Here is a 13,173-nt window from a genome sequence, read left to right as displayed (position 1 = left end):
CGATTCACGCTCCGCGACCCTTGCGCCGTACCATTCGCGCCATGGCAAAGGCACCCGTTCTCACGCCCCAGGCGGAAGACTTTCCCCGCTGGTACCAGGATCTGATCAACAAGGCCGAGCTCGCGGACAACGGCCCCGTGCGCGGCACCATGGTGATCCGACCGTACGGCTACGGCCTGTGGGAGCGGATGCAGCAGGAGATGGACGCGCGCATCAAGGACGCGGGCGCCCAGAACGCCTACTTCCCGCTCTTCATCCCCCAGTCTTACCTGACTCGCGAGGCTGAGCACGTCGAGGGCTTCGCGCCCGAGCTCGCGGTGGTCACGCACGGTGGCGGCAAGGAGCTCGAAGAGCCCGTCGTGGTGCGCCCCACCTCCGAGACGATCGTCAACGAGTACTTCTCGAAGTGGGTCCAGAGCTACCGCGACCTGCCGCTGCTCATCAACCAGTGGGCGAACGTGGTCCGTTGGGAGATGCGCCCGCGCGTCTTCCTCCGTACGAGCGAATTCCTGTGGCAGGAGGGGCACACCGCCCACGCCACCTACGAGGACGCCCGCGACTACGCCGCGCGCATCCACCGCGACGTCTACGCCGACTTCATGATCAACGTACTCGGCATCGACGTGGTTCTCGGCCGCAAGACCGCCAAGGAGCGCTTCGCCGGAGCCATCAACACCCTCACCCTCGAAGGGATGATGGGCGACGGCAAGGCGCTGCAGATGGGCACCAGCCACGAGCTCGGCACCAACTTCGCCAAGGCCTTCAACACCCAGTACCTGTCAAGGGACGGCAAGCAGGAACTCGTCTGGCAGACCTCCTGGGGCGTCTCCACCCGCATGGTCGGCGGGCTGATCATGTCGCACGGCGACGACAACGGCCTTCGGGTGCCGCCGCGGCTCGCCGCCGTCCAGGTCGTCGTCATGGCGATCAAGGGCGACGAGGCCGTCACCAAGGTCCGCGAACTCGGCGACCGCCTCAAGGCCGCCGGCCTGCGCGTCCAGGTCGACGACCGCGTCGACACCCCGTTCGGCCGCCGCGCCGTGGACTGGGAGCTCAAGGGCGTCCCCGTACGCATCGAGATCGGCCCGCGCGACCTGGAGAACGGGACCGCGATGCTGGCCCGCCGCATCCCCGGCGGCAAGGAGCCCGTCTCGATCGACGCGCTCGCCGAGCTGCTGCCCACCGTCCTCGAAGAGGACCAGGCGCTGCTCCTGAAGCAGTCCCGCGAGCGCCGCGAGTCCCGCACGAGCGACGTTGCCACCCTCGACGAGGCGGCCGAGGCCGCGGTCGCCGGCGGCTGGGCGCGCATCCCGTGGGCGGACCTCGGCCCCGAGGGCGAGGCCAAGCTCGCCGAACAGGCCGTGTCCGTACGGTGCCTGGTCGCCGAGGACGGGTCGGTCCCCGAGGCCGACGACGCACCCGGTACGGTCGCGATCGTGGCCCGCGCCTACTGAGGGGAACCCGGCCCGGCGCACGTGGCGCACAAGCCGCGGAGAGTCGGCCGAAACACCCCTTGCGCACCAGCCGACAACGGCCGCCCCGGCGTGCGGACTTCCTCTACGCGCTGGGGCGTACGCGCCGCTACGTCACACCTTGGTGTGAGCTGTGAGCCTTCTCCGCAGATCAGCGCACCCGCCCTCGTCCGCACGCATCAATGCCAACTGACGGGTACGAGCAAATTATTTGGGATGCCCCGGAATAGGAACACAGCGGCCCTGCGGCTCGTTGTCACGACGTGAGCACGACACCACCTGTTCTCGCCGCAGAGCTGGCACAGGCGTGGGCCGACATTCAGCGGTACCACCCCGAGCTGCCGGACCTAGCCGCGCCCGAGTCCCTGATCGGAGAGTCGTCGTCCGCCTGCGGCGCCGAGCTCTCCTTCGAGCGACTGCTCCATGAGGCAGTCCACGGCATTGCCGCCGCCCGCGGTGTCCGCGACACCTCCCGCGCCGGCCGCTACCACAACCGGAGATTCCTGGCGATCGCCGAGGAGCTCGGCCTCGACCACACGGAGGAACCGCACCCCAGCAGCGGCTTCTCCCTGGTCGCGCTGAACGCCGAGGCCAGGCGCCGCTACCGGCCCACCATCGAACGGCTGCAGCGCGCACTCAAGGCGCACACCGTCGCCACGGCCGCCGACACCAAGCGCTCCTTCCGCGGACCGGCCGCCCGGCACGGCTCCTCCGGAGGAGGCGTGCGGGTCAAGGCCGTCTGCGACTGCGGGCGCAACGTGCGCGTCGTCCCCTCCGTGCTCGCCCAGGCGCCCATCGTCTGCGGCGGCTGCGGCAAGCCGTTCCGCATCCCGGAAGGGGCCGAAGTGGTCGCCACGGTCGGCTGACCCCGGGCCCGGCCGCCGGCAGGGGCGGCAGGTCCGGGGGAGCGGGCCACCGGGGGTGCCCCACGGACCCCCGGCGTGCGCACTCCAGGCGTGTGGCACAATGGCTAGCTGTACTCGACAGCCGCACAGGAACCCTCTCGCCTCCGGCTGACGCGTCCATCGGGCACCCGAGTACCGCAACCCCACGTGGCATCTCATGTGCCCAACCACGTCAAGACCAGGAGACACCACTCCAGTGGCAGTCAAGATCAAGCTCAAGCGCCTCGGCAAGATTCGCCAGCCGCACTACCGCATCGTCGTCGCCGACGCCCGCACTCGCCGTGACGGTCGCGCGATCGAGGAAATCGGTCTGTACCACCCGACTTACAACCCGTCGCGCATCGAGGTCAACGCCGAGCGTGCGCAGTACTGGCTGTCCGTCGGCGCCCAGCCGACCGAGGCCGTCCTCGCCATCCTGAAGCTCACCGGCGACTGGCAGGCGCACAAGGGCCTCCCGGCCCCCGCGCCGCTGCTCCAGCCGGAGGCGAAGGAAGACAAGCGCGCTTCCTTCGAGGCCTTCGCCAAGACCCTTGAGGGCGACGACGCCAAGGGTGAGGCCATCACCCAGAAGGCGAAGAAGACCGAGAAGAAGGCGGACGAGGCCGAGGCCGCCGCCGAGTCGACCGAGGCCTGAGCATGCTCGAGGAGGCTCTCGAGCACCTCGTGAAGGGCATCGTCGACAACCCCGACGACGTGCAGGTCGCCTCGCGCAACCTGCGCCGGGGGCGCGTGCTGGAGGTCCGGGTCCACCCCGACGACCTCGGCAAGGTGATCGGCCGCAACGGCCGTACCGCCCGCGCCCTGCGCACCGTCGTGGGCGCAATCGGCGGACGTGGCATCCGGGTCGACCTCGTCGACGTGGACCAGGTCCGCTGACCAGTTGGGTCGCTTTACCTAGATACGCCGGCTCGGGCCGGGGAGGGCTTCTGGCCCTCCCCGGCCCGCAGTCGTATTCCGGGCCATAGTGGTACTCCCTGGCCATAGTGGTACGAAGGCCGCGGCCGCACCGAGGCCGCAGTTGTCCGAAGGAGAAGCAAGCGTGCAGTTGGTAGTCGCGCGGATCGGCCGCGCCCACGGCATCAAGGGCGAGGTCACCGTCGAGGTGCGCACCGACGAGCCGGAGCTGAGGCTCGGCCCCGGCGCCGTCCTCACCACCGACCCGGCGTCGGCAGGCCCGCTGACCATCGAGACCGGCCGGGTGCACAGCGGCCGGCTGCTGCTGCGCTTCGAGGGCGTACGCGACCGCAACGGCGCCGAGGCCCTGCGCAACACCCTCCTCATCGCCGACGTCGACCCGGCCGAGCTGCCGGAAGAGCCCGACGAGTACTACGACCACCAGCTCATGGACCTGGACGTGGTGCTCACCGACGGCACCGAGATCGGCCGCATCACCGAGATCACCCACCTGCCCTCGCAGGACCTCTTCATCGTGGAGCGGCCCGACGGCACCGAGGTCATGATCCCGTTCGTCGAGCAGATCGTCACCGAGATCGACCTCGAAGCGCAGCGCGCGGTCATCGACCCGCCGCCCGGCCTGATCGACGACCGCGCCGAGATCGCCTCGGCCAGGGACGACGAGCCCGGCGACGACACCGAGAACGCCGGGGACGCCAACTGATGCGGCTCGACGTCGTCACGATCTTCCCCGAGTACCTCGAACCGCTGAACGTCTCCCTGGTCGGCAAGGCCCGCGCCCGCGGCCGGCTCGACGTCCACGTCCACGACCTGCGCGACTGGACGTACGACCGGCACAACACGGTCGACGACACGCCCTACGGCGGCGGCCCCGGCATGGTCATGAAGACCGAGCCCTGGGGCGACTGCCTGGACGACGCGCTGGCGAGCGGGTACGAGTCCGGGGCGCACAGCCCGGTCCTCGTCGTACCCACGCCCAGCGGCCGCCCCTTCACCCAGGAACTCGCCGTCGAGCTCTCCGAGCGGCCCTGGCTGATCTTCACGCCGGCCCGCTACGAGGGCATCGACCGCCGCGTCATGGACGAGTACGCGACCCGGCTCCCGGTGTACGAGGTGTCCATCGGCGACTACGTGCTCGCCGGCGGCGAAGCCGCGGTCCTGGTGATCACCGAGGCGGTGGCCCGGCTGCTGCCCGGCGTCCTCGGCAACGCCGAATCGCACCGCGACGACTCCTTCGCGCCCGGCGCCATGGCCAACCTCCTCGAAGGCCCCGTCTACACCAAGCCCCCCGAGTGGCGCGGCCACGGCATCCCGGACGTCCTGCTCAGCGGCCACCACGGCAAGATCGCCCGCTGGCGCCGCGACGAGGCGTTCAAGCGCACCGCGCAGAACCGGCCCGACCTGATCGAGCGCTGCGAGGCCTCCGCCTTCGACAAGAAGGACCGCGAAACCCTCTCCATCCTCGGCTGGGCCCCCGAGCCCGGTGGCCGATTTTGGCGCAGGCCCCAGGGCATGGAAGAATAGGCCGCTGCCGTACGCCCAGTCGGCGCCCCTGCCACAGGGGGAACGACGCCCGCCAACCGCGCACAGCACCCCCATTCATCTCGAATTCCGCTGATGACCTGTGGCATCAGTGAGGAAGTAGTCAGTCATGGCAAGCCTGCTCGACTCCGTCAACGCCGCCGCGCTGCGCAGCGACGTCCCGGCCTTCCGCCCGGGTGACACCGTCAACGTCCACGTCCGCGTCATCGAGGGCAACCGCTCCCGTATCCAGCAGTTCAAGGGCGTAGTCATCCGCCGCCAGGGCGCCGGTGTCTCCGAGACCTTCACGGTCCGCAAGGTCTCCTTCTCCGTCGGCGTCGAGCGCACCTTCCCGGTGAACTCCCCGATCTTCGAGAAGATCGAGGTCGTGACCCGCGGTGACGTCCGTCGCGCCAAGCTCTACTACCTCCGTGAGCTGCGCGGCAAGGCCGCGAAGATCAAGGAGAAGCGCGACCGCTGAGCCCCGGCTCACGCGCGCGTACGGGTCTGACGGCGGCCGGATAAGCTCTGGCCCCGATGGACACCGAAGCACAGCACACGGAGCGCGACCCTTCCGCCACCCCCGATCCGGGGCCCGCGGAAGCGTCGCGCTCCGCGCGTTTCACCGCGCTGTCCGGCCACCTCGAAGGGCCCTGGCGCAAGGCCGGAGCCCTGCTCGCGCTCTGTGTCGTCTTCCTGCTGCTGCTCAGCCACTTCGTGGTGCAGCCCTTCCTCATCCCCAGCGGATCGATGGAACCCACGCTCCAGGTCGGCGACCGCGTCCTGGTCAACAAGCTCGCCTACCGCTTCGGCGGCACGCCCGCGCGCGGCGACGTCGTCGTCTTCGACGGGCGGGGCTCCTTCGTACGAGAAGGGGACGAGGGGAACCCGCTGGGGCGTGCCGTGCGTTCAGCAGGTGCAGCCCTCGGCCTGACCGAGCCCGCCGAGACCGACTACGTCAAGCGCGTCGTGGGCGTCGGCGGGGACCACGTGGTCTGCTGCGACCAGCGGGGGAGGATCCAGGTGAACGGCACGGCCGTCGACGAGCCCTACCTGCACCCCGGCGACAGCCCCTCCCAGGTGCCCTTCGACATCGTCGTGCCCGACGGCACCCTGTGGGTCCTCGGCGACCACCGCTCCCACTCCAGCGACTCCCGCGACCACCTCGGCGACCCCGGCGGCGGCATGGTGCCCGTGGACCGGGTCATCGGGCGGGCCGACTGGATCGGCTGGCCCTTCGGACGGTGGACCTCGGTGGGCGGTTCCGGCGCCTTCGCAGGCGTACGGGCCCCGGGCGGGGGACATGGGTAGCCGCGGGCGGCCGCGCTCCAGTGCCCCCGCCCACGACCAGCCGCTGCCCACCGGCACCCGGCCCACGTCCACCGCACCCGCCCCCGGCCGGCGCGGCCAGAGCGGCCGGGCCGAGCGGCGCAGACTCGCCCGCAAGGTCAAGCGGCGCAGACGCAGGTCGGCGGTGCGCGAGATACCCCTCCTGATCGTCGTGGCGCTGCTCATCGCCCTCGTACTGAAGACCTTCCTCGTGCAGGCCTTCGTGATCCCGTCCGGCTCGATGCAGCAGACCATCACCATCGGCGACCGCGTCCTGGTCGACAAACTCACCCCCTGGTTCGGCTCGAAGCCGGAGCGGGGCGACGTCGTGGTGTTCAAGGACCCCGGCGGCTGGCTCAAGGGCGAGCAGAAGACGGCACCCGGCGAGGACCCCGTCGTCGTCAAACAGGTCAAGCAGGGACTGACCTTCATCGGCCTCCTGCCGTCCGACAACGAGCAGGACCTGATCAAGCGCGTCATCGCGGTCGGCGGCGACACCGTGAAGTGCTGCGACAAGGACGGCAAGGTCACCGTCAACGGCCAACCCCTCGACGAGCCGTACGTCCACCCCGGAAATCCGCCCTCACTCATCCAATTCGAGGTAAAGGTTCCGCAGGGCCGGATCTTCGTCATGGGGGACCACCGGTCCAACTCGGCGGACTCCCGCTACCACCTCGACGACGGCCACCAGGGAACCGTCCCGGTGAGCGGAGTGGTGGGCCGTGCGGTGGTCGTGGCCTGGCCTTTCTCGCACTGGAGCAGGCTGGAAGCACCTCCCACGTTCGGCTCCGTACCCGCCGCGCCCGGCGGCTCGGCCCTGGGTACGTCGCATAGGGTGTCGTCCCGGGATCCGGCGGCGGATCCCGACCAAGCGACCCAGCCCCCGACCCCTGCGGAACTCCCGCTCGTTATGGGAGTGGTGGGCCTGAGCCTCGTACGGGCCAGGCGGTGGCACAGAGTGAGGAGTGGATGTGGGGGATTTGGCGGTCGGCGCACGATCCGGACGCGAAGAGCCGGAGGAGCGGCCGGAGAGCGAGCTCGCCGATTCCTCCCCGGGACCCGCCGCGGGGCACGCCTCCGCGGGACCCGCGGACAGCCCCGCGACCGAGCACACGGTGCCGGCGCAGGACAGCGGGCAGGGCGGCGGATCCGGCGACGAAGTACCCGGTGAAGGCCAGGGCCGCGCGCCCAGGAAGCCGCGTTCCTTCTGGAAGGAACTGCCGCTCCTCATCGGCATCGCACTGGTCCTTGCCCTGCTGATCAAGACGTTCCTGGTGCAGGCCTTCTCCATCCCCTCGGACTCGATGCAGGACACCCTGCAGCGCGGGGACCGGGTGCTCGTCGACAAGTTGACCCCGTGGTTCGGCGCCGAGCCGCAGCGCGGCGAGGTCGTCGTCTTCCACGACCCGGGCGGCTGGCTCGACGGCGAGCCCACGCCGAACCCGAACGCCGCCCAGAAGTTCCTCAGCTTCATCGGCCTGATGCCGTCCGCCGAGGAGAAGGACCTGATCAAGCGGGTCATCGCGGTCGGCGGCGACAAGGTCGAGTGCAAGAAGGGCGGGCCCGTCACGGTCAACGGCAAGGCCCTGAAGGAGCCGTACATCTACCCGGGCGACAGCGCCTGCGACGACATGCCGTTCGGGCCGATCACGGTGCCCAAGGGGCGGATCTGGGTGATGGGCGACCACCGCCAGAACTCGCTGGACTCCCGCTACCACCAGGAACTGACCGGTGGCGGCACGGTGTCCACCGACGAGGTCGTCGGCCGCGCCTTCACCATCGCCTGGCCGCTCAACCGCATCGACTGGCTCGGTGTCCCGGACACCTTCGACCAGCCCGGCCTGAGCGCGATGGGCACGGCAGCGCCCGCCGCCGTCGGCCTCGCCGGCGCGGTACCGATGGTGCTGTGGCGGCGCCGCAAGCTCCTTCAAGCGCAGGTCAAGGCGGAAAGCCCGGTCGCCAAGGGCTGACCCGGCGGCGTACCGCCGGGTAGGGTGCGGTCCCGGAATGTCGATCTCCGGGGTCCCGGGATGCCTCGCGCACCCCGGGGCGCTGCCGGAAAGGGAGCGCTGCGATGAGCGGTAACGGACTGGACCACGACGGCCACGGCCGCAGTCTCGGCAGTGTTCTGTCGGGGCTCGCCGTGGCCGTCGGCTGTGTCCTCTTCCTCGGCGGGTTCGCCTGGGGCGCCGTCCAGTACAAGCCGTACACCGTGCCCACCCAGTCCATGTCGCCGACCGTCAAGGCCGGCGACCGGGTGCTGGCGCAGCGCATATCCGGCGGTGACGTCCGGCGCGGCGACGTCGTGGTGTTCAGCGACAAGACCTGGGGCGACATGCCCATGGTCAAGCGCGTCGTCGGCATCGGCGGCGACACCGTGAAGTGCTGCGGCACCGACGGGAGGCTCACCGTCAACGGCCAACCGGTTGACGAACCGTATCTGCACGGCAAGACCCCCGCCTCCGCCTCGTCCTTCGACGCCAAGGTCCCGCAGGGACAGGTCTTCCTGCTCGGCGACGACCGCTACGTCTCGATGGACTCCCGCGTCCACCTGGACGACGCCACCAACGGCTCGGTCCCGCTGTCCGCGGTGTCCGCCCGCGTGGACGCCATCGCCTGGCCCATGGACGGCATGCTGGGGCGCCCCTCGGGCTTCGAGGCGATGCCGGGTGGCATCTCGCAGCCCGGCCCGCTGAAACTGGTCCTGGGCGCCGTCGTGGTCGGCGTGGTGCTGATCCTGGCCGGAGCCGCCTACGGCCCGATCGCCGGTCTCGCCCGGCGCCGCAGGACCCGCGCCGCCTCGCCCGCCGGGAGGTGAACCCGTGACCGAACCCCGCAAGGTCGCCAGGGTCGTCCTGCTCGACCCGGACGACCGCATCCTGCTCATGCGCGGGTACGAGCCCGAAGACCCCGCCGACACCTGGTGGTTCACCCCCGGCGGCGGCCTGGAGGGCGACGAGACCCGGGCCGAGGCGGCCCTGCGCGAGCTCGCGGAGGAGACCGGAATCACAGACGTCGAGCTCGGCCCCGTCCTGTGGCACCGGATGTGCTCGTTCCCCTTCGACGGGCGCCGCTGGGACCAGGACGAGTGGTACTACCTGGCCCGCACCACCCAGACCGAGGCGGCCCCCACAGGCCTGACGGAGCTGGAGCGGCGCAGTACCGCGGGGCTGAGGTGGTGGACCTCCGCCGAACTGTCAGCGGCGCGTGAGACGGTGTACCCGACCAGGCTCGCCGAGCTGCTGCGCACGCTGCTCGACGAGGGTCCTCCGCACGCGCCGGTGGTCCTGGCCCCGGAAATCGTTTAGGGGCCCAGGGGGCTGACGCACAATAGGGGGACGCACGGCTGAAGGGGAACATGCCATGAGCGCCGAGGACCTCGAAAAGTACGAGACCGAGATGGAGCTGAAGCTCTACCGGGAGTACCGCGACGTCGTCGGTCTGTTCAAATACGTGATCGAGACCGAGCGGCGTTTCTACCTCACCAACGACTACGAGATGCAGGTGCACTCGGTCCAGGGCGAGGTGTTCTTCGAGGTGTCGATGGCGGACGCCTGGGTGTGGGACATGTACCGGCCGGCCAGATTCGTCAAGCAGGTCCGGGTCCTCACATTCAAGGACGTGAACATCGAGGAGCTGAACAAGAGCGACCTGGAGCTGCCGGGCGGCTGAGCCGCCTGCCGCCGGGGCATCCGCTGGACTTCTGACGGGGGCGGACGGGCCCCTTCGGGTGACGGAGTTTTCCACAACCGAAGGGCTGTCCACCAAGATCCACTCGCTGGCGTCGGATGCGTGACAGTCGGTGCCGGAGGTGGTGCCGGATGAACGCTCGCGGAGCACTCGGAAAATACGGCGAAGACCTGGCGGTACGGCTGCTCGAAGCGGCCGGAATGACAGTCCTGGAACGCAACTGGCGCTGCGGCAGGACCGGCGAGATCGACATCGTCGCCAGCGACACGTCCCCCAGCGGAAACGTCCTCGTCATCTGCGAGGTCAAGACCCGCAGGAGCGGCGCCTACGAACACCCCATGGCCGCCGTCACCCCGGCCAAGGCCGACCGGCTCAAGCGCCTGGCCGGCCAATGGCTCGCCGACCACGGAGGACCACCGCCCGGCGGCGTACGCATCGACCTCGTCGGCGTCGTACTGCCCCGCAAGGGCGCCCCGCGAGCCGAACACGTGCGGGGGGTGGCCTGACATGGGATTCGCACGCACCTGCTCGGTCGCCCTCGTCGGCGTCGAAGGAGTCGTCGTCGAAGTCCAGGCCGACCTCGAACCCGGCGTCGCCGCCTTCACCCTCGTAGGCCTCCCCGACAAGAGCCTCGCCGAGAGCCGCGACCGGGTCCGGGCCGCCGTCGTCAATTCCGGCGACACCTGGCCGCAGAAGAAACTCACCGTCGGACTCAGCCCGGCATCCGTCCCCAAGAGCGGCAGCGGCTTCGACTTGGCCATCGCCTGCGCGATCCTGGGCGCCGCCGAACGCATCGACCCCCGCGAACTCACCGACCTCATCATGATCGGCGAGCTCGGCCTCGACGGCCGCGTACGGCCCGTACGCGGCATCCTGCCCGCCGTACTGGCCGCGGCCGAAGCGGGCTACGAACAAGTCGTCGTCCCCGAACAGACCGCCGCGGAAGCCGCCCTGGTGCCCGGCATCTCCATCCTCGGCGTGCGCAGCCTGCGCCAACTCGTCGCCGTCCTCACCGACGAACCCGTCCCCGAAGAAGAACCCGCCGAGAAGGGCCGCCCCGACGCCATGCTCGCCGGGCTCGTCGTGCCCGGCGCCGGAGTCGGCACCGGACTGACCGCGGGCCCGCGCGACGGCGACCTCGACCTCATCGACGTCGCCGGCCAGCACGCCGCCCGCGCCGCCCTCGAAATCGCCGCGGCGGGCGGCCACCACCTCCTCCTCTCCGGCCCACCCGGAGCCGGGAAAACGATGCTCGCCGAACGGCTGCCCGGCATCCTGCCGCCCCTCACCCGCCAGGAATCCCTCGAAGTGACCGCCGTCCACTCCGTCGCCGGAATCCTCCCGCCCGGCGAACCCCTCGTCCGACGAGCCCCCTACTGCGCCCCCCACCACTCCGCCACCATGCAATCCCTCGTCGGCGGCGGCAACGGCCTCCCACGCCCCGGCGCCGTCTCCGTCGCCCACCGAGGAGTCCTCTTCCTCGACGAAGCCCCCGAGTTCGCCGGCAAAGCCCTCGACGCGCTGCGGCAGCCACTCGAATCGGGGTACGTCGTCATCGCCCGCAGCGCCGGAGTCATCCGGCTCCCCGCCCGCTTCCAGATGATTCTCGCCGCCAACCCCTGCCCCTGCGGCCGGCACACCCTGCACGGAGCGGGCTGCGAATGCCCCGCATCCATGATCCGCCGCTACCAGGCGAGACTCTCCGGCCCCCTCCTCGACCGCGTCGACCTACGCGTCGAAGTCGAACCCGTACGCCGCGAAGACCTCCTCGGCGGAGGCGGCCGCGGCGAACCCAGCACCGCCGTCGCCGGGCGCGTCCTCGCCGCCCGCGAACGCACCGCGGCCCGCCTCGACGGCACCCCCTGGAACAGCAACAGCGAAGTCCCCGGACACGAACTGCGCACCCGCTGGCTCACCGCCCCCGGCGCCCTCACCGGCGCCGAACGCGACATGGAACGAGGCCTGCTCACCGCACGCGGACTCGACCGCGTCCTGCGCGTCGCCTGGACCATCGCCGACCTCGCCGGAGACGACCGGCCCGACGCGGGCCACGTCGCCCTCGCCCTGGAACTGCGCACCGGCATCTCCCGAGGCGCCCCCATGCCGAGCGGGAGCACCCCGTGAACGCCGCGGGAGCGGGCGCCGAACGCCTCGCCAGAGCCGCCCTCACCCGCGTCATCGAACCCGGCGACGAACGCGGCGGCCGCTGGCTGCGCACCTACGGCGCCGTCGATCTCGTGCGGCGCCTCACCGACCCCCAGGGCCCCGAGGGCGACCTGCCCGGCGCGACCCTGGCCCGGCTCGACAGCCACCGCCGCCGGGCCGCCCTGGCCGACCCCGTACGGGACTTGGCGACCGCCGCGGCCGCGGGCGCCAGATTCCTCGTCCCCGGCGACGAGGAGTGGCCGCGCCAACTCGACGACCTCGGCGACGCCCGGCCCGTCGGCCTGTGGGTGCGGGGCCACAGCGACCTGCGGATATGGGCACTGCGCTCCGTCGCGGTCGTCGGCGCCCGGGCCTGCACACCGTACGGGGCCCACATGGGCGCGGTCCTCGGCTCGGGCCTCGCCGAGAAGGGGTGGGTCGTCGTGTCCGGCGCGGCCGCGGGCATCGACGGGGCCGTCCATCGCGGCACCCTGGCCGCCGGCGGCGCCACCATCGCCGTCCTCGCGTGCGGGGTCGACGTCGTCTACCCGCGCGGGCACGCCGAGTTGATCGGACGCATCGCCGAACAAGGCCTCCTCGTGGGCGAATTGCCACCCGGCGACCATCCGACCCCCAGCAGGTTCATCCTGCGCAACCGCGTCATCGCCGCCCTCACCCGAGGAACCGTCGTCGTCGAGGCCGAGTACCGCAGCGGTTCGCTCGTCACCGCACGCGCCGCGCAGAAGCTCGGCCGCTTCACGATGGGCGTCCCCGGCCCCGCCACCAGCGGGCTGTCGGCCGGCGTCCATGAACTCCTGCGCGGCGAGGGCATCCTGGTCACCGACGCCGCGGAAATCGTCGAACTCGTCGGAGACATGGGCGAACTCGCACCCGCCCGGCGCGGGCCCGTACTGCCCCGCGACCTCCTGGCCCCCGACGCCGCCCGCGTACTGGAAGCACTGCCGTCCCGCGGTACAGCGGCAGCCCGCGACCTGGCCCGCGAAGCCGGAACCAGCACCGACGAAGCACTCGGCCGGCTCTACGAACTGCACTCCCTCGGCTTCGTCGAACGCGTCGGCGACGCCTGGAAGTTGACGGCCGACGCACTCCACCCCGCGAGTGCGCGGCGAGGCGGTGCTTGACCTGGGGCATTCGGGTGACAAGGTGAGGGGCTATGTCCACCGCGGGCCGCACAG

The 13,173-nt window shown here is 71.0% G+C and carries 15 protein-coding genes and 1 pseudogene; all 16 read left to right on the top strand.

Going from position 1 to position 13,173, the window contains the following annotated elements:
- Positions 1-41: 41 nt before the first annotated feature.
- Positions 42-1,454, top strand: coding sequence for a proline--tRNA ligase (gene proS, locus OHA17_RS11580; protein WP_053727929.1), 1,413 nt, complete (start codon positions 42-44; stop codon positions 1,452-1,454).
- A gap of 281 nt (positions 1,455-1,735) precedes the next feature.
- Positions 1,736-2,338, top strand: a complete 603-nt coding sequence (locus OHA17_RS11575; protein WP_053727930.1) for a hypothetical protein — start codon at positions 1,736-1,738, stop codon at positions 2,336-2,338.
- A gap of 235 nt (positions 2,339-2,573) precedes the next feature.
- The gene (gene rpsP, locus OHA17_RS11570) at positions 2,574-3,011 is read left to right on the top strand and encodes a 30S ribosomal protein S16 (protein ID WP_388726104.1); all 438 of its coding nucleotides are present in this window, start codon (positions 2,574-2,576) and stop codon (positions 3,009-3,011) included.
- Between the two features lie 2 nt (positions 3,012-3,013).
- The gene (locus tag OHA17_RS11565) at positions 3,014-3,253 is read left to right on the top strand and encodes an RNA-binding protein (RefSeq protein WP_005311361.1); all 240 of its coding nucleotides are present in this window, start codon (positions 3,014-3,016) and stop codon (positions 3,251-3,253) included.
- Positions 3,254-3,416: 163 nt separating this feature from the next.
- Positions 3,417-3,995, top strand: a complete 579-nt coding sequence (gene rimM / locus OHA17_RS11560; protein ID WP_406506386.1) for a ribosome maturation factor RimM — start codon at positions 3,417-3,419, stop codon at positions 3,993-3,995.
- Positions 3,995-4,816: a tRNA (guanosine(37)-N1)-methyltransferase TrmD gene (gene trmD / locus OHA17_RS11555; protein WP_053727933.1), complete on the top strand. Its 822-nt coding sequence runs from the start codon at positions 3,995-3,997 to the stop codon at positions 4,814-4,816. Before rimM ends, trmD begins: the two co-directional genes overlap by 1 nt.
- 127 nt (positions 4,817-4,943) lie before the next feature.
- Positions 4,944-5,294, top strand: coding sequence for a 50S ribosomal protein L19 (gene rplS / locus OHA17_RS11550; protein ID WP_053727934.1), 351 nt, complete (start codon positions 4,944-4,946; stop codon positions 5,292-5,294).
- A 56-nt stretch (positions 5,295-5,350) separates the two neighbouring features.
- Complete coding sequence (gene lepB, locus OHA17_RS11545) at positions 5,351-6,124, top strand: signal peptidase I (protein WP_406506383.1); 774 nt, start codon at positions 5,351-5,353, stop codon at positions 6,122-6,124.
- A pseudogene (gene lepB, locus OHA17_RS11540) lies at positions 6,117-6,830 on the top strand (signal peptidase I); the annotation flags it as partial. The gene lepB (OHA17_RS11545) and the pseudogene lepB (OHA17_RS11540), both read left to right, overlap by 8 nt.
- Positions 6,831-7,122: 292 nt before the next feature.
- Positions 7,123-8,112: a signal peptidase I gene (lepB, locus tag OHA17_RS11535; protein ID WP_406510689.1), complete on the top strand. Its 990-nt coding sequence runs from the start codon at positions 7,123-7,125 to the stop codon at positions 8,110-8,112.
- Positions 8,113-8,216: 104 nt separating this feature from the next.
- Complete coding sequence (lepB, locus tag OHA17_RS11530) at positions 8,217-8,960, top strand: signal peptidase I (RefSeq protein ID WP_406506381.1); 744 nt, start codon at positions 8,217-8,219, stop codon at positions 8,958-8,960.
- Between the two features lie 4 nt (positions 8,961-8,964).
- Positions 8,965-9,450, top strand: a complete 486-nt coding sequence (locus tag OHA17_RS11525) for an NUDIX hydrolase (protein ID WP_406506379.1) — start codon at positions 8,965-8,967, stop codon at positions 9,448-9,450.
- Between the two features lie 55 nt (positions 9,451-9,505).
- Positions 9,506-9,814 (top strand): DUF2469 domain-containing protein, encoded by a 309-nt coding sequence (locus OHA17_RS11520; protein WP_003965949.1) that lies wholly within the window; start codon positions 9,506-9,508, stop codon positions 9,812-9,814.
- A gap of 149 nt (positions 9,815-9,963) precedes the next feature.
- A complete protein-coding gene (locus OHA17_RS11515) occupies positions 9,964-10,338 on the top strand; it encodes a YraN family protein (RefSeq protein WP_406506377.1) in 375 nt (124 codons plus the stop codon).
- Position 10,339: 1 nt separating this feature from the next.
- Positions 10,340-11,956, top strand: coding sequence for a YifB family Mg chelatase-like AAA ATPase (locus OHA17_RS11510; RefSeq protein WP_406506375.1), 1,617 nt, complete (start codon positions 10,340-10,342; stop codon positions 11,954-11,956).
- On the top strand, positions 11,953-13,119 hold the full coding sequence (dprA, locus tag OHA17_RS11505; RefSeq protein WP_406506373.1) for a DNA-processing protein DprA: 1,167 nt from the start codon (positions 11,953-11,955) through the stop codon (positions 13,117-13,119). The genes OHA17_RS11510 and dprA overlap by 4 nt, the downstream gene beginning before the upstream one ends.
- The last annotated feature ends 54 nt before the right edge of the window (positions 13,120-13,173 follow it).

Source organism: Streptomyces sp. NBC_00212 (genome assembly GCF_045206365.1).
GTDB lineage: Bacteria > Actinomycetota > Actinomycetes > Streptomycetales > Streptomycetaceae > Streptomyces.
Note: the sequence above shows the minus strand (reverse complement) of the source record. Positions and strands in the feature narration are given on the sequence as shown.

Excerpts from the sequence above, each read along its gene's own strand:
- proS (WP_053727929.1), top strand. The coding sequence starts at position 42 with ATGGCAAAGGCACCCGTTCTCACGCCCCAGGCGGAAGACTTTCCCCGC.
- OHA17_RS11565 (WP_005311361.1), top strand. The coding sequence starts at position 3,014 with ATGCTCGAGGAGGCTCTCGAGCACCTCGTGAAGGGCATCGTCGACAAC.
- trmD (WP_053727933.1), top strand. The coding sequence starts at position 3,995 with ATGCGGCTCGACGTCGTCACGATCTTCCCCGAGTACCTCGAACCGCTG.
- rplS (WP_053727934.1), top strand. The coding sequence starts at position 4,944 with ATGGCAAGCCTGCTCGACTCCGTCAACGCCGCCGCGCTGCGCAGCGAC.
- lepB (WP_406506383.1), top strand. The coding sequence starts at position 5,351 with ATGGACACCGAAGCACAGCACACGGAGCGCGACCCTTCCGCCACCCCC.
- lepB (WP_406506381.1), top strand. The coding sequence starts at position 8,217 with ATGAGCGGTAACGGACTGGACCACGACGGCCACGGCCGCAGTCTCGGC.
- OHA17_RS11520 (WP_003965949.1), top strand. The coding sequence starts at position 9,506 with ATGAGCGCCGAGGACCTCGAAAAGTACGAGACCGAGATGGAGCTGAAG.
- OHA17_RS11515 (WP_406506377.1), top strand. The coding sequence starts at position 9,964 with ATGAACGCTCGCGGAGCACTCGGAAAATACGGCGAAGACCTGGCGGTA.
- OHA17_RS11510 (WP_406506375.1), top strand. The coding sequence starts at position 10,340 with ATGGGATTCGCACGCACCTGCTCGGTCGCCCTCGTCGGCGTCGAAGGA.